We start from the raw sequence: 17447 nt of genomic DNA on the forward strand, positions 1-17447 counted from the left end.
AACGTTCTCTACAAGTCGGATCAACGCATCGAGATGCTGCAGTATCAGTTCACCCCGGGGGATTTTCATTTTTTCCAGTTCCTGAATGTATTCATCAGCATCTTTCGATGACAAGCCAAACCAGCTGTTTTTTTTATCCAGGACTTTAAGACCGATCCGGGCAGAGCGGGAAAGATCCTCGCTGAGTCCGCGAATTTCCCACAGGATGGGGTTTGCATCAATCACAGGTGCCAATTTTTTATGGTTCCCCGCCCATCGTGACAGGATACTCCGGATTTGTTTTTCCTTTTCTTTGGAAGGTTCCTGCAAATAATCCCGGACAAGAAAGCGAAAGTTTCGTGCATCGGGGGCGTCGCTCCAGGCGGCATCTACCAGTCGAGTTAAAGGTGCATGCTGCACATATTTTTTTTGTTCCACCGCCCTGTGGCGGGCATAGTATTCCAAAGGTTCCACTGTTCCGATCAAAACGTGCAGTGCAGCAATATCCTGCTGCCCGGCCAGGCGCCGCAACATCATGTCCCGGTTCTTCAGGTGATCCAGTCCCAGTTCTTCCAGACAAAGGCTGACCTTTTCCAGTCTCCGGTACATATCTTCCACATCCCGGATATGGGCCGGTGACCAGAACCGTTCGGCAATGGCAGCTGTCCGTGGCCAGATACGGAGTCCGGTCAGTTCTTCGGTAACAAATTCCGCCCAGCTTGCCGCCTCTCCCCCCAAAATATTCCGGGCTGCCAAAGAATCCGTTACATACTCCGGTCTGACAGGATCCATCAGGTAGTGATATTCAGCTGTCCGGAAATGATCGATATAATAACCATTGGAAACAATCGCTTTGAATCCTTTCAAGAGGGCTTCTTCCATCTCTTTCATCCGGGGCCACCAGAAATGAATCAGCACATCCTGAGGCATATCCGGGTCGTAAATTTCACCCCATCCCACCATAATCCGGTTGTGTTTTCTGACAATATTGTGAACCCGTTGTACAAAGTAGGATTGGAGTTCATGGGTTGTTTCAAAGCCCATGGAATCCATAAATGACACAATATCCGGATTTTCTTTCCACCATTTTCCGTTATTTTCATCCCCTCCGATATGAAAATAGGGATCGGGGAAAAGGGTGCTCATTTCGGCAATAAAGGTATCCAGAAAAGCATAAGTAAATTCACTGGCAGGGTTCATTCCGGGGTCTTTTACTCCCCAGCTTCTTTCAACAGTATAGCTTGTATCCTTGCTGGACAGTTCCGGATATCCCACAAACCAGGCTGTTGTATGGCTGGGCATATCAAACTCAGGCACAACCCGGATTCCCCGTTCAGCAGCATAATTCACAATCTCACGAATCTGGCATTGTGTAAAATATAACCCGTCCGAACCCTTTTCATGAAGCAGGGGATATGCTTTGGATTCCACCCTAAACCCCTGATCTTCGGAGAGATGTAGATGGAGGACATTCATTTTCATAGCCGCCATGGCATCGATATTCTGCAAAATCACATGGAGCGGCTGGAAATGACGGCACACATCAATCATGAGTCCACGCCAGGGGAAACGTGGTTCATCTTCAATAATCACTGCAGGAAAGAAATATCCTTCATCATCCGACTCCAATAATTGCAACCAGGTTTCAAGTCCATGCATTAAACCAAGTTCCGTTTCCGCTTCAATTATCATTTCCCGCGAACTGACCCGAAGCCGGTAGGACTCATCTTCTCCCAGTTTCAATTCACCGGGCCGGTAACACATAAGTTCAAGTCCGGCTTCCGGGGACTGGTTGATTCCAGTTATAAAATCCTGATCGAAAAAGAGTCCGGTCCGCCCGCTCAGTCTCCGTAATGCGCGGGTTGCCGCCTTAAAAGTGCGCTCTCCGGCTTCACCCACCACATTGATGCAAAATGAGTCATCCAGGCGGAATATTCCACTTTCCCAGATAAGCTCTTTGGGCACCGGCATTAATGAATGGTCCCGTTCCAATACCGGCATCCCGGGCAATCCCCTGACCAATAAAAGAATAAATAAAAATAATATAAGACTTGCATATTTACGGTGTATCATGGAAAATCTCCTTAAGCTGATAAAAAAGCACTGGAATAAAATATCATTGTTTCTGCTGACTTACAACGGAGGATTCAGATCAGAGTGCTTCTCACTGTGTAAATTTATGAAGAGAGATAAGCATTCAACATCTCAAAGAGACGGCTTTCCATAATAGGCTTTTCAATCACATCCTGAAAGAGGTCTTCGGGACCTTCAATTTCCGATTTGTCTGAGATAAAAGCCGTCTGTAAAATCATGATCAGGTCAGGGCAAAAGGTTCTGATTTGCTCTGCCGCCTGATAGCCGTTCAGTCCGGGCATTTTGACATCCATCAAAACAAGATCAATTTCCGGATTATTCCGGCAGCATTCTACCGCCTGATTCCCATCTTCAGCTTCAAGGACTCTGTATTTTTTATCCTTCAGAATTTCCGCCAGATACATTCTGTTGATGGCTTCATCTTCTGCAATGAGGATTGTTTTCGTTGGTCTATTGTTTTTCACATCTTTAAAAATGATTATTATTCAGATAAAGGTAAGAGTAATTCATCATTCCGGCAATAAGAATTAAGTGAATATGACACGTTTAACAATGGGTTTCAGAAAAGATTTTCAATACTTCCTGTATCGTCAACATTGATTTTTTTCGCTGCCGGTTCTTTCGGGAGTCCCGGCATCCGCATAATATCACCGGTAATGGGAATCACAAAACCTGCCCCGGAAGCAATGAGAATTTCACGGACAGTCACAAGAAAATTTTCCGGACGGCCCAGGAGTTTAGGATTATCAGAAAGAGATTTCTGTGTCTTTGCAATACATACCGGCAGTTCATTATAGCCATACCGATTGATCTTTTTCAAATCCTTTTTGGCTATTGATGTATAATCAATGGCCTTCGCCCCGTAGATTTCTGTAGCAACGGTTTTGATTTTGTCTTCAACGGGATCTTTCCAGTCATAAAGAGAATGCATTTGACAGCATTTATCATCCACCAGCCGTTTAACCTCCTCAGCCAGTTCGAGTCCACCTTCTCCTCCTTTGGACCAGAAATCCACAATGGATGCATCAAATCCATGTTTCCGGGCGTAAGATTCAACAATTTTCAGCTCTTCTTCTGTATCGGTAGCAAAACGGTTGATGGCTACAACCGATTCCATTCCGAATTTTTTAATATTCTCAAGATGTTTGCCCAGATTTGGAAGTCCTTTTTCCAAAGATTTCACATCCGGCTTGCTCAGTTCAGAGAGTTTTGCACCGCCGTGGTGTTTCAGGGCACGAACGGTCGCCACCAAAACAACGGCAGAAGTACACATTGGGCCGTTGGGACATACAATGTCAAAGAATTTTTCAGCACCCAGGTCAAATCCAAAGCCGGCTTCGGTGACTACATAATCCGTCATGCGGAGGGCTGCTTTGGTTGCAATGATACTATTGGCACCCTGGGCGATATTGGCAAAAGGTCCACCATGGATCAGAGCCGGAGTGTTTTCCGTTGTCTGGACAAGATTCGGTTTCAGAGCATCTTTCAGCAGGGCTGTAATGGCACCTTCATATCCCAGCTCTTTTTCCAGTACCGGTTTCCCGTCGTAGGTAAAACCAATGGTAATATTCCCGATTCGTTCTTTCAGTTCGGCCAGATTTTTGGACAGACAGAGAATTGCCATGATTTCGGATGCAGGAGTAATATCAAATCCATCCTCCCGGGGAATGCCCTGAGTCCGTCCCCCCAGTCCGATCACTACATGCCTTAAAGACCGGTCATTCACATCCAGAACCCGCTTCCAGGTAACCCGCCGGGGATCGATCTGTAATTCATTTCCGGCATAAATATGATTGTCAATCAGGGCTGCAAGAGTGTTATTGGCTGCCGTCACGGCATGAAAATCCCCCGTAAAATGAAGATTGATCTCTTCCATGGGAAGCACCTGGGAATAACCTCCGCCGGCAGCACCACCTTTAATGCCAAATACCGGTCCCAGACTGGGTTCCCGGATGGCAACCATGGCCTTTTCGCCGATTTTGTTTAAAGCTTGCGATAGTCCGATTGATACGGTTGTTTTCCCTTCACCTGCCGGTGTAGGAGTGATGGCAGATACCAAAATCAGTTTCCCTTCAGGACGTTCCCGGAGTTTGTCCAGGGCGGAATATGAAATCTTGGCCTTGTATTTGCCATATAATTCCAAATCACCTTCTTCCAGCCCCAAAGACCTCCCAATGTCCGTGATTGGTTTCAGATTCACTTTTTTGGCAATATCAATATCGGACAACATAGAAACCTCCCGGCTATATTTTCAGGATGTGTTTACGATAAGATGTGTTGATTTTTAAGGGGTTACGGTTGAATTCCCTACAGGATCAGGAATTCCTCTGAGATCTCGTCTTCCAGTTCAATCAGGAGCCGGTCTCCGGAGGAAACAGCACCCACACCGGAGGGGGTCCCGGTAAAGATTATATCTCCCGGCAAAAGGGTCATAATAGAGCTGATATGGGCCAAAATTTCCGGGATTTTATAGATCATGCCAGCAGTATTGCCATTCTGCCGCAAAATCCCGTTCTGAAAAAGGCGGAAATGCAGATTATCCAGGCGGGGGAAATGGAGAACCGAGACAAAATGGGAAATAAGTGCAGATTGATCAAAACACTTGGCTTCGGTCCAGTCCCGGCCCTCTTTTCGGGCTTCATTTAAGACATCCCTGGCCGTAAGATCTACTCCCACACCGACACCGGCAATGAGTCCGGAGGCTTCTGTTTCATCAATATTCCGGCCTTTTGTACCGATTAACAGAGTCACCTCAGCCTCGTACTCCACTAAATTTGAATAAAATGGGAGTCCAACAGGTCCCGGACTGTGCACGATGGCTTGGGACGGCTTCATGAAAATCACGGGATGCAGGTGAACATCCTGATAATTGGCTTCGATAAAACGATCCCGGTAATTGTGTCCCACCCCTAAGATCTTGGAAACGTGAAAGGCTTTTTCCACAGGCTGAAGAATAGCGTGTGTCATAACAGGTTCTCCAACAAGGTCAGGATTGGTTTATGAGTTCTCGTAATTCGTTCAAATCCAAATCAAACAGATCGTTGAATGTGATTCTGCCATGTTTGCGGACTCGTCCGACGGTTGTACAGGTTACCCCGAAATCATTGGCAATTCGTTCCATATCCATCAGTTTGTGTTCTTCCAGGGTAATGAGAACCGTCGACATACTTTCTCCGAAAAGCAGGGCGTCATCCCGCATTTTCCGCATAGTATAGATATCGCAACCCATGACTTTTTCAGGATTCAGGAGAGCGCTTTTCACCAGGGTCACGGCTAATCCGCCTTTTTCCATATCCAGGGCAGATTTCAGGATTTGTTCCCGGGCGGCCTGCATCAGAGCCATATTCAGATGGGCCGTAAAATCCCCGTCCGCCGGAACGAGCCGTCCGTTATCCACACCGTGAATAAACCGGACATACTCTGAAGATTCCAGTTCTCCACGAAAACTCCCCAGAATACAGATAAAATCTCCGTCATGCTGAAAACCAGGCTTCACACACTGGGATCCCGATTCCAAAACACCGGCAGCAGCCACAACCGGGGAATCTTTTACAAAAAGATTATACCATTCAATCTGTTCGCCTATGACGGGTATTTTCAATGCCTTTGCTGCGCCTGCCACACCTCTGACGGCATCCAGAAAGCGGAAATATTCGTTGCTTTTTTCCGGGTTCCCTTCCATAAAAGAGACGGCGACGCCAAGGACTTCCGCACCGAGACAGGCAACCTGGCGACTTGCCCTGACCACTGCATTATAAGCTGCCACGTGTGCATCCCGTTCATGGTGATAATCCTGGATAGTCATAGCCAGGGTCAATATTTTGCTGCTTCCTTTCAGTCGCAGGAAAGGCTGTTCACAGCTTGTACAAATCGTATTCCCCCTGATTGTGGAATCCACCATCGCCGGTGAGGAATCATAAAAGTGAATTCGTGGTGAGGTGAGGAGTTTTTTCAAAACACCGGCATAATCCTCGGGTTCAGGAATGTTCTCATCCTTACGCGTCCGCCTGTTTTTAACTTCCAGCACCCGTTCAGATTCATTGTGGTGGACAGGTTCACCGCTGTAATGCAGAAGATGGTCAAAGGGAATCACCGCGATATCCTCCCGGTTATCCACAACTGTCAGTTTCCCGTCATGAGTAGAACGTCCCAGAGAGATGCTTTCGGCATCATAGCGGGATAATATTTCCCTGACTTCCCGTTCAAAGGTGCGCCGGAAACAGATGACAAATCCTCCGGGGTTTTTACCCAGGAGCATCTCTTCAGGTTCTTCATCCCAGGATTCAGTATCCAGATACATTCCCAGACGCCTTTCTCCCATCATATTCACCAAGGTGCAAAGAAGTCCGGGCCGTTGGACATGGCTGGCCGATAAAAGCCAGGGATGACGTGAGAGTGCAATCATCATTTCGTTCAGGCGAATGGTACGAACCCTTTCTTCCATAACACTGTCAGACCGGCCCGTGTGAATCCACCAGATCTCCGCTCCGGAGGTCTGAAGGACCGTTGACGGGAATTTTTTATTTCTGAGCAGGGCGAAAGAAGCCACATTCAAAGTGGGATGCTTCCGGGCAATCCCTGATTTCCAGACTTTCAGGATGGGTGTACCGGCAGCGTATGCAGAGAGTGCCAAGGGATGTAATGCCTTTTCTACATCCTTATCATCTCCCCCATGGGCGAACACTGCAGCCCCGATACTCCGGGCACCCAATTCGGCAAAGGAACGTTCCGAATTTTCCATGTCGGGTGTAACCTGAAACAACATCTGATAATTATCCCCCAGCTCAAGCATTTTCGGATGTTCTTTCACCGCACGGGAGCTGTCACACGGCAGTTCGGACAAGAGGGAACGGGAGTACTTTCCACTGCACTCTTCCTCCCAAAGGCGGGAGTAAATGCTCATTTCAAGTGGACGGGGTTCTCGATTTAACAGAGATTGAACCCTTTCGAGTTCTTCTCCGGTGTAGGGTTGTTTTTTTGAAGTCACGCTTTACCTTTCTTCTCTGCATTCATGGGAGAATGCCGGCGAATATATGCCATCATATCCGATACCAAAGTTAAGGATATGCCTGTTTTTTTCGCAATTTCCTTTTCCTCATCCTGCATCATTTCATGTACGGATGGATAAACACCGAAAATTTTTGCCTTCCGTTTCGGGCCGATACCCGGAATTTCATCCAGAATGCTCTTAACCATGGCATCATCCCGGCGTTTCCGGTGAAAAGTAATGGCAAAACGATGGGCTTCATCCCGTATTCGCCGTAGCAGATAGAGTGCAGGGGATGTTTTGGGAATATTTTGAGGATTGGCATAACCGGGAATAAAAACATCTTCGAGCCGTTTGGCAAGTCCAATGACGGGCATGTGGTGCAGTCCAAGTTTATTGAGCACCTGCTTTGCCGCGTTAAGCTGCCCTTTTCCCCCGTCAATCAGCACCAGATCGGGCAGTTTTCCCTTTTCTTCCAGTTTCCGGGAGTAATGGCGGCGAATCACCTGGGACATGGCGGCAAAATCATCGGGATGATTCAGATCGCGAATAATAAATTTCCGGTAATCGGATTTACGGGGCCGGCCGTTTTCAAAAACCACACAGGATGCCACAATATGCGACCCCTCAATATTTGAGATATCAAACCCCTCAATCAGCATGGGAGGCGCCACCAGATTCAAGGCATCCTGAAGAGCCAGAACAATCTTTCCGGGCTGCATATCCCGTTTCATCCGCTGCAGCATGAGATCTTTCAGCATTATATCGGCATTTTTCCGGGCTAATGTCAGCAATCTGGCCTTATCTCCGCGCTCCGGTGTCATCATATAAACCCGTTTTCCCGCACGGGTGCTGAGAAAATCCTCAAAAAGTTCTTTTTCATCCTCCAGCTCACAAAATACCTCCCGGGGAATGAATGGTGTTTCAAGATAATAAGAGCGGAGAAATTCCTTTAAAAGTTCATTGCGAGTCCGGTTTCCGGTTTGCTGAAGGGTAAAAGTCTCTCTGGCAATAATCCTTCCTTCCCTGACTCGAAAAAGGGCCACCACGGCCGTCTCTTCCGAAACCGCCATCCCAATCACATCCCGGTCCTCAAAATCAGTGTGGATAACATTCTGTCTGGGAAGAGATTTTCGAATCACCCGGATTTGATCCCGGTAGCGTGCGGCCTTTTCAAAGGCCTGTTTTTTTGCTGCTTCCTGCATCCGTTCTGTCAACACCTTCAGAGTCTCTTCCGTATGCCCTTCAATGAAACGGATAACCTGTTCCACCATAGTGTTGTATTCATCTTCTGAAATGAGTCCCTGACACGGTCCTTCACAATTATGCAGATGATATTCCAGGCACAAGGGGATTTTCTTTGTTCGGACAGTTTCCTCGTCCAGTTTATAACTGCAGGTCCGAAGGGGAAATGTACGGTGAAGGATACGGAGTAATTTCCTTACATGGCGGACATCTGTATAAGGGCCATAATAGCGGGAGCCGTCTTTTTCCACCGTTCGTGTAACAAAAATGCGCGGGAAGGGTTCATTTGTAAAACGGATAAATGGGAAAGACTTGTCATCTTTAAGACGAACATTGTAGCGGGGAGTATATTCTTTAATAAGATTATTTTCCATAAGGAGCGCTTCTGTTTCACTGTCTGTAATAATCCATTCAATATCCCGCACATGCGAAATCATGACACTTGTTTTAGGATCCGACGCCTCACCCCGGAAGTAGGAAAGAACACGATGCCTCAATAACCGGGCCTTCCCCACATAAATAATCTCCTCTTTTTCATCACGGAAAAGATAAACACCCGGTTTTCGGGGTACTTGCTTTAATTTCTTTTCTAAGGTGTCCATTTGTTTAAGATAGCATAAAGGCATATAGATTGAAAGAGCTTTTATGTTGGCAGGGAGAGAGGGGGAGAGAAGCTCAGCGATGCTAACTTCCAGACAGGCCACGGTCTGCAACAGCTCAAGCGCCGACTTCATGATCAACTCACCACTAATGAATGAAGCCTAAAATTATCAACATCATTCTTAATACTTTGTCAGATTCTTTGGATATGCTGACGAGCCTGTGAGTGAAAAGCTCGGAAAAAAGTGAACCGGGTAGAGCGTGTCGCTTCTTTGATATAAAAAGAATTTTCATGCTTATATATAAAAAGCCTGCGCTTCAGGCAGGCTTTCAGGAAATATGTATCGGGTTACAGAGTTATTCGCCGGCAGGTGTCCATATCGTTGAACGGCCGATGAGTCCCCATTTATCCAAAGACCCTTTCACATTCAGATTGCCCTTTTCATCGAGCCACATATTGCAATTGTAGGTCTTTCCGCTTTCCGGATCATAAATGCGTCCCCTTTCCCATTTCTCATTCTTTTCGTTATAGGAAAATCCCCATACAATCTCAAGGCCCAGGATCGGGCGAAGGCGGAGTTCCTCATCAGGATTGTTCCGGTCATGCTTTGTTTGGCCGGCATCCGGATCATCGGCAGGATAAACCTCTTCCTCAAGCCAGACAATTTTTCCCCGGTACTCATCCTTGTCACAGATAATTTCCACCTTTGAATCGTTCCCTTCCGTATACCACAATCCTACCACATCATCACCAGATGCAGCATAAAGGGGAAAGGCCAGGATCATTAAAAAAAGAACCAGACCTGCAAACACGATTTTTTTCATTATTCCCTCCTGTTACTGGTTATATGTAATAATATACGGAGACCCAAAGGCATAATAAAACCGCCATAATGACATAATATTTTACCCAAGTTGTCACAATGGCAGAATTATCCGTTTTGGCATACCTTTTGAGTATATCTTGTATAAAAAGAAAGGAGTGTTGCTATGAATTTTGATAAATATACGGAAAAAAGCAGAGAAGCTATCCAGCAATCCCAGTTTATTGCTGAGGAATACGGGCAGGAGGAGATTCTTCCGGTTCATTTGCTGCATGCTTTACTGACACAGAAGGATGGACTCATCTCCCGGTTGATCCAACTCAGTGATGCCTCATTGGAAGATATAATCCTAAAGACAGAGTCACAAATCCGGAAACTCCCCCGTCTGGGAAAAGTCACCCAGGGGAGATTGGGCCGGGAGATGGTACTGGTTTTGAGGCAGGCTGAAAAAGAATCTGTCCGCATGAAGGACGAGTATGTGAGCGTGGAGCATCTCTTTTTAGCCCTGATGGATCAGGAAAGTCTGTCCGGACTATTTTCAGAATCAGGACTGGACAGAGATGTCTTTTTGTCTGTCCTTCTAAAAATCCGTGGAGGACAGACGGTACAGGATGCAAATCCCGAATCAAAATATGAAGCGCTGGAACGATTTGGCGTGGATTTAACCCGGCGGGCTCGTGAAGGGAAACTGGATCCTGTTATTGGGAGAGACGAAGAAATCCGCCGGGCTATTCAGGTTTTGGCTCGTCGTACGAAGAACAATCCTGTTTTAATCGGTGAACCGGGTGTGGGGAAAACGGCTATTGTTGAGGGTTTGGCACAGCGAATTGTCAATGCAGATGTCCCCGAATCCCTGAAAAACAAACGGATCATCATGCTGGATATCTCATCTATTCTGGCAGGAGCTAAATACCGCGGAGAATTTGAGGACCGGTTCAAAGCCGTGTTGAAAGAAGTTGAGAAATCCAACGGTCAAATTATACTGTTTATTGATGAACTGCACCTCATTGTTGGCGCCGGGAATGCCGAAGGCGCCGTGGATGCCGGTAATATGCTGAAACCCGCTTTGGCCCGGGGTGTGTTACACTGTGTAGGGGCTACAACCCTGAATGAATATCAGAAATATATCGAAAAGGATTCGGCATTGGAGCGCCGTTTCCAGAAAATTTATGTGAGCGAGCCTTCAGTTGAAGATACGATTTCCATTCTCAGGGGAATCAAGGATAAGTATGATATCCACCACGGAGTAAGGATAACGGATGCAGCTCTGGTGGCCGCAGCCCGACTTTCAGACCGTTATATTTCTGATCGTTTTCTCCCGGATAAAGCCATTGATCTGGTAGATGAGGCTGCCTCCCGCCTCAGAGTAGAAATTGACAGTATGCCGGAAGAACTGGATGAACTGGAACGCCGTCGTATTCAGCTTGAGATAGAAAAACAGGCTCTGAAAAAGGAAAAGGATGCCCGTTCAGCCGAACGGTTGAAAAAACTGGATCAGGAACTGTCTGACCTTAACCAAAAACTGGAAAACCTGAAAAACAAATGGATGTCTGAAAAATCACTTATCCAGGGGATTCAGCATCTGAAGGGCAGTATAGACAAGCTGAAAGCAGAGGAAGCAGACGCTGAGCGCCGGGGAGATTATGAACGGGTAGCCCAAATTCGCTATGGTGCCCTGGTGGAAATGCAGGAAAAACTGAAAAAAGAAAAGGAAAAACTGAAAAAACTCCATGGAGAATCCCCCCTGTTAAAAGAAGAAGTCGATGAGGAAGATATCGCCGAAGTCGTCAGCCGGTGGACCGGAATTCCCGTAAACCGTATGCTGCAATCGGAGAATGAACGACTTTTGACACTGGAAAAACACCTGCACGAACGGGTTGTTGGACAGGATCAGGCTTTGGAAGCCGTTTCAAATGCCATCCGAAGAAGCCGGAGCGGACTTGCAGATGAAAACCGGCCTATCGGATCTTTCCTTTTTCTGGGGCCAACCGGCGTGGGAAAAACAGAACTCTCCCGGGCTCTGGCAAATTTCCTCTTTGATGATGAAAATGCCATGGTGCGACTGGATATGTCCGAATATATGGAACGGCACTCCGTAGCCCGGCTGATTGGTGCACCTCCGGGATATGTAGGATATGAGGAAGGCGGTAAACTGACAGAAAGTATCCGCCGCAGGCCTTATTCCGTGATTCTGCTGGATGAAATTGAAAAAGCCCATCCGGATGTCTTCAATATCCTGCTCCAGATACTGGATGACGGGCGACTTACAGACGGTAAGGGAAGAACGGTGGACTTCCGCAATACTTTGATTATCATGACCTCGAACCTCGGATCAAATCTGGGGAGAGATGTCTTTGAAAAAGGCACCTCTTACGACACCCTGGATCCCCGTTTGCGCGACCGGATACGGCAACATTTCAAACCGGAATTCATTAACCGGATCGATGAAATCATGACATTTCATGCATTGACACCTGAACAACTGAAAAAAATTGTGGATATCCAGTTCAGAAGGGTTCAAAAACGGCTCATTCAGCAAAACATTTTTGTTGACCTGGATGAAAGTGCCCGGAATTATCTGGCAAAAAAGGGATATGACCCGGATTTCGGTGCCCGTCCTTTAAAACGCATTATCCAGAGGGAGGTGGAAAACCAATTGGCTCAGGCCCTTTTGGAAGGCAAGATTATCCCCGGGAAAAAATATGTGCTGAAAATGGAGAATGGGGAACTGCATATCGATACTTTCCAGGACTGAAGTCCGGGGAAATCCCTTTCTCTCTGCCCCTCCGGACTGAAGTCCGGGGACAGTCTTTTTTGCCCCTCATGCACCCCGGACTGAAGTCCGGGGTCAGTCTTTTTTGCTCCTCATGCACCCCGGACTGAAGTCCGGGGTCAGTCTTTTTTGCTCCTCATGCACCCCGGACTGAAGTCCGGGGTTGCTTTTCTCAACGTCTAAACATACAAAAGAAATGCTCTGAAGGATGCTTTGCCGGTCCGTTGTTCAAGACCCTCAACAATGAATGCCTTGTCAGGGCCGGATTCAGTTTTGAAAAGGTCAATTTTATCCTCCCAGAAAACTTCACGGAGATAGTTAATTTCCAGACGTTTTAATGTATGTTTTTCAAGGAAATCCCGTGAAAACACATCCATAATCCAGTCTGCATACCGGGTGTTGTTCACATGTAAATTCAGATCGATGTCACTGTATCCCACCTGTTTCCGGTACATCAACACAGGATATTCGGCCTCGGGTATTTTTCGGGGTATGACGGCTAAAGCATGCTTCCCCCGATTTTCCGGCATCCTGATGGGAAATTTTTCAGCCGGCTGCAGACGTTTCTGCTTAAAATCCAGCATTACCCATGATGAAGTGGCGCGGACCAGACAGTTTCCTTCCGTATCATTCATGAGAAAATCACGGATGAAAACAAAATCATCCTTTGCGCCGGCAAATTTCTTTTTCCTGTTCTCCGGCACCTTGGGCCAGGTAATCACTTCGACACCTTCATCATAGACAGGCATCCGCTCTATCTCGATATGAAACCGGGTTACGACCCAGAAAAGACCAAGCTTTTTCATATCCTCGTAACCCACCCCGAGAAGCACGGCATGCTTTACAGCCACATCCTGAAAATACTGGAGTAATGCAGAGGCTTTTAATTGTAGCCGATAATCTGTCTCGTGACTTTTTATCCGTGTATGCTGAGAATAAGAATCCTTCATAAAACCCTCCTATAAGATTGAAATATACAACGAAATCCCCAGAACTCCCTGGTAAAGAATCTTGGAAACATCATGGTTTTTATTTAATTTTATGAACGTTTGTTCGTTACAACAAAAGAAAGGAGTTGTATGAAACGCATTGCCATTCCCCTCAAGGATACAAAACTGTCTCCCCATTTTGGACATTGCGAATTCTTCGGGATTTACGAGGTTGAAGAGGGAGAAATCAAAGATATAAAGCATCTTGCCCCTCCTGCCCATCAGCCCGGTGTGTATCCCCGATGGCTGGCATCCCTCCGGGTGACGGATATCATTGCCGGGGGCATGGGACAGAAAGCCAAGGATCTTTTTGAATCCAACGGTATCAACACCCATATCGGTGTTCCGGACTGGCAACCGGAAGAACTTGCCAAAGCTTTAGACGAAGGAATTTTGCCAACAGGTGATAATACCTGTGATCATACATAAAAGGAGTTATATTATGGAAAAAACAGATGTGTTAGTTATTGGTGGAAGTGCTGCGGGAGTCGTCGCAGCTGCAACAGGCAAATTTTTTCATCCCGATAAGGATGTCCTCATGGTCCGAAAGGAAAAAACGGCCATGATCCCCTGCGGTATTCCTTACATATTCAGCACTGTAGGCAGCACGGAAAAAAATATCTTCCCTCCTGCCATGGCGGAAAATGCCGGTGTTCGAATCAAGTATGATGAAGTGGTAAGCGTAAACAAGGACGAGAAAACGGCACGCACAGCAGACGGGACAATAATTCAGTTTGATAAACTGATTTTTGCCACGGGTTCACTGCCCAAAAAACCCCGGAATCTGCCCGGTGTGGACTTAGAAGGGGTTTTCACCATTCCAAAAAACAAGGAATATCTTGACAATATTCAGCAATTTTTGAAAGATAAAAAAAAGGTGATCGTTGTGGGTGGAGGATTCATCGGTGTGGAAGTATCCGATGAGCTGAATAAATCCGGTCTGGATGTGACCCTGGTTGAAATTCTGCCAAGTATTTTGAATCTGGCCTTTGACAAGGAGCTTGCAGCCCGGGCTGAAGAGTTGCTGAAAGAACAGGGTGTGAAAGTCATCACCGGAACAGGTGTTAATGAAATCGTCGGCGATGGAAAAAAAGTGACGGGGGTTCAATTAACGGACGGGACTTCCCTGGAGGCAGACGCTGTCATTCTCTCCGTGGGATACATTCCCAACACAACTCTTGCCGGGGCGGCAGGGCTGAAGCTGAATGGTCAGGGATTTATAGTGGTGGATGAATATATGCGCACACCCGCGCCTGATATCATGGCAGTCGGAGACTGTGCCGAGAAGAGAGATTTTATTACCCGTAAAACAACAGGCATCATGCTTGCATCCACAGCCTGTGCCGAGGGACGGATTGCCGGCATGAATCTTTACAAACTTTCAGCCTTGAAAACATTCAGCGGAACCATTGCTATTTATTCAACGGCTTTGAGTGATCACGGTTTTGGAACCGCCGGACTGACAGAAGCTCAGGCAATCGCTGAAGGGTTTGATGTGGTATCCGGGACATTTGAGGCACCGGACCGCCATCCGGGTTGTCTTCCGGGAATGCATAAACAGTTGGTGAAACTTATTGTCGCCAAAGATTCGGGAGTTGTTATCGGGGGAGAAGTCATCGGTGGCCCCAGTGCAGGTGAACTGACCAATATTCTGGGTTTCATTATCCAGAACAAGATGAATCTGAATGCCGTTCTGACGGCTCAAATCGGCACACAGCCCATGCTCACAGCTTCTCCGGCCGTCTACCCATTAACTAAGGCGGCAGAGAATGCCATGAAAAAAATAATGAACCTTTAATTCAACCCCTATACACAACCAAAAGGCGTTGAATATATTCAGCGCCTTTTTTATTCCACTGATTTTTTTTAGGATGAATATTGTGTAACTTTAAAAAATGAGATCCGGGAGTTCTTATGGAAAAATTCATCCGTTCTGTGAATGTAGGAAAATCCATTGTCTATTTTGGTATTTTCGGGATTCTTTTATGGATTTTTACCTGGTTTGGCATCCCCCTGTTGCAGAAATACAGCGGCCTGGAAACCGTATATTGCTGGTTCATCCTTGGCGGCATCGGCGTGTTTCTCCCCATGCTTATCACGGCCGTGATTAAAACACGGCGGGACGGCTTTAAAGATTCGGCCAATGAATTCTATAACCGTCTTCGGCTGACGGGTTTCCGGTCCGGAGATATATTATGGATTTTATTCGGTACTCTTATTTCCGGCGCCGGAACGGTACTGATCCTGGAAGGGATGTCCCGGGTTGGACTTCCCCTCACCCTTGAACCTCCCTTTTTGAATTTTACAGGATTTCCGGAAGGAAAAACCTGGTATTTGGCTTTTTGGATTCCCTTTTTTCTATTGAATATCTTTGGTGAAGAGCTTTTATGGAGGGGATATCTTTTACCACGTCAGGTAACAGCCTTTGGCAAATCCGGCTGGATTCTGAATGCAGGACTATGGTTCTTTTTCCATGCTGCCTTCGGATTTGATTTAATGATCCTGTTGCTGCCAATCTTTATCATCGTACCCTGGTTCACTTATATCCGTAAAAACACCTGGGTAGGCATTGCCATACATGGTATGATAAACGGCCTGGCATTTATTGCCCTGTCACTGAATTGGATTTGAACTGCGGGTTACAATCAACAAAGCGTTGGTTACAGAACGTTCCCCGGTTGCATCGGATGGTTTATTCACAATTTTTTCCTTCACCACCATAGTTGTGGACCCCCCGCCATCCAGATTCAGAGCCTGATAAGCACCAAGATTCTTCAGATATTTCGCCAGCTCATCCAGGGACATCCCCACGCTGTGCCGGGGCTGGCGTCCGTCTACCGTCATCAGATATAAGGTATCTTTTGTTTTATCAAAAGCAACAGCCGTTCTGGGATGGCGTGTCGTCCGGAATTCTTCATACAAGTTTTCTTCCATGTGCTCAATGGAAATTTCACCATCCCTGATGATGCGGGGGATTCCTCCCACCAGGGTGTATACCGGCTCGTTCACCGGCAGAAGCCTGAGCATCAGGTTCAACGTATCCCCCTTTTCAATATGCCTGTCTGCAAACCGTTTGGCTTTCCCATGGGCAGATAACACCATACCATCTTCCGGTATCATGGTGGGTTTCTGCAAGGGCCCTAATAAACCCGATTTTTCAGTCACAACGACCTGAAACCAGTCATTGACGGCATATCCGTCAAGGCATCGGGTTGAAATTTCGGTCCCCCACCGGTTTGCCGGAGATTCTGTTCCCACAAAGGGGGTAAACATTACCAAATTATCCTTATTTCGGGCACCGTTTACATAACTGATTTCGTAACGGATATTCTCCGGCGTTAGCAGGAAGGCATCCAGCTTCACGATTTGAATAAAAGGTTCTTTTGTATTCGTAATGCCAAAGACAGACCGGATGGTCGGATTTTTAATCAATTCTCCCTGAATTACCTGAGCTCCGACGGGCATTCCGTCACCCTGAAAAAAGTCGGCATTAACTGCTGCCACGACATTCCCGTCGAAGCGTGAAACCATAGAGGATGTTTTTTCCAGAGCCCGGAGCTGATTGCCTGCTTTAATAGTCTCCACAGTGACAGAGGGAGTTGAAAGGCAAACAGTCACAACGTGGATATCCCACGGGACCGATTCCTGGTGGTCGTGATAATACCAAACGCCCGGTGCTATGAGTTCACCTTTTGGTGCCCCTGACAGGCAGACAGCAAAAACAGAAAAACTTAAAACAAGGAAAAGAAATTTTTTTAAATACATTACGTATACTCCGGCGATCTCTTTAAATATACGAACAGGATCAGGAAAAATAAAAGAATAACCCTTTTCAATCCGATCAGAAATACAAAGATTTCAAAATACTATCACCTGAAGCTTTCAGAGCAATAAATCTGTTCTGAAAGTGAACAAGGACCGGATAGCCGGTCCTTGCTCTGGGGTTGGGGGAATGG

At 46.6% G+C, this 17447-nt stretch carries 13 protein-coding genes; 4 read left to right on the forward strand and 9 right to left on the reverse strand.

From position 1 onward, the window contains the following. The 7 genes from J7K63_04295 to J7K63_04325 all read right to left on the reverse strand — a co-directional run. On the reverse strand, positions 1-2052 hold a 2052-nt coding region (locus J7K63_04295; protein MCD6234242.1), incomplete at its 3' end, for a family 20 glycosylhydrolase. A gap of 104 nt (positions 2053-2156) precedes the next feature. Further along, entirely contained in the window at positions 2157-2537 is a 381-nt protein-coding gene (locus J7K63_04300) for a response regulator (protein MCD6234243.1), read from the reverse strand. A gap of 95 nt (positions 2538-2632) precedes the next feature. Beyond that, a complete protein-coding gene (locus J7K63_04305; protein MCD6234244.1) occupies positions 2633-4303 on the reverse strand; it encodes a formate--tetrahydrofolate ligase in 1671 nt (556 codons plus the stop codon). A 77-nt stretch (positions 4304-4380) separates the two neighbouring features. Next, on the reverse strand, positions 4381-5040 hold the full coding sequence (locus J7K63_04310) for a fumarylacetoacetate hydrolase family protein (protein ID MCD6234245.1): 660 nt from the start codon (positions 5038-5040) through the stop codon (positions 4381-4383). Positions 5041-5059: 19 nt separating this feature from the next. Next, positions 5060-7060, reverse strand: coding sequence for a hypothetical protein (locus J7K63_04315; protein MCD6234246.1), 2001 nt, complete (start codon positions 7058-7060; stop codon positions 5060-5062). Next, positions 7057-9039: an excinuclease ABC subunit C gene (locus J7K63_04320; GenBank protein ID MCD6234247.1), complete on the reverse strand. Its 1983-nt coding sequence runs from the start codon at positions 9037-9039 to the stop codon at positions 7057-7059. The genes J7K63_04315 and J7K63_04320 overlap by 4 nt, the downstream gene beginning before the upstream one ends. Before the next feature lie 223 nt (positions 9040-9262). Further along, positions 9263-9730, reverse strand: coding sequence for a DUF2147 domain-containing protein (locus J7K63_04325; protein ID MCD6234248.1), 468 nt, complete (start codon positions 9728-9730; stop codon positions 9263-9265). 165 nt (positions 9731-9895) lie between these two features. Between J7K63_04325 and clpB the strand changes: the two genes are divergently transcribed. Continuing rightward, complete coding sequence (clpB, locus tag J7K63_04330; GenBank protein ID MCD6234249.1) at positions 9896-12484, forward strand: ATP-dependent chaperone ClpB; 2589 nt, start codon at positions 9896-9898, stop codon at positions 12482-12484. A gap of 197 nt (positions 12485-12681) precedes the next feature. Here the strand turns inward: clpB and J7K63_04335 are convergent, their stop codons facing one another. Then, positions 12682-13452 (reverse strand): hypothetical protein, encoded by a 771-nt coding sequence (locus tag J7K63_04335; GenBank protein ID MCD6234250.1) that lies wholly within the window; start codon positions 13450-13452, stop codon positions 12682-12684. Between the two features lie 129 nt (positions 13453-13581). Here J7K63_04335 and J7K63_04340 point away from each other — a divergent pair, with 129 nt between their 5' ends. From J7K63_04340 to J7K63_04350, 3 genes are all read left to right on the forward strand, one after another. Next, on the forward strand, positions 13582-13920 hold the full coding sequence (locus J7K63_04340) for an ATPase (GenBank protein MCD6234251.1): 339 nt from the start codon (positions 13582-13584) through the stop codon (positions 13918-13920). Between the two features lie 10 nt (positions 13921-13930). Further along, positions 13931-15289 (forward strand): FAD-dependent oxidoreductase, encoded by a 1359-nt coding sequence (locus J7K63_04345; protein MCD6234252.1) that lies wholly within the window; start codon positions 13931-13933, stop codon positions 15287-15289. A gap of 116 nt (positions 15290-15405) precedes the next feature. Then, positions 15406-16122 carry a CPBP family intramembrane metalloprotease gene (locus tag J7K63_04350; protein MCD6234253.1) on the forward strand — a complete coding sequence of 239 codons (717 nt, stop codon included), beginning with the start codon at positions 15406-15408 and terminating at the stop codon, positions 16120-16122. On the opposite strand, the gene J7K63_04355 is transcribed toward J7K63_04350, so the two are convergent. Further along, positions 16105-17256: a phosphodiester glycosidase family protein gene (locus J7K63_04355; GenBank protein ID MCD6234254.1), complete on the reverse strand. Its 1152-nt coding sequence runs from the start codon at positions 17254-17256 to the stop codon at positions 16105-16107. The genes J7K63_04350 and J7K63_04355 overlap by 18 nt on opposite strands. Between the last annotated feature and the right edge of the window lie 191 nt (positions 17257-17447).

It is taken from the genome of Candidatus Neomarinimicrobiota bacterium (assembly GCA_021157965.1).
GTDB lineage: Bacteria > Fidelibacterota > Fidelibacteria > Fidelibacterales > Fidelibacteraceae > Fidelibacter.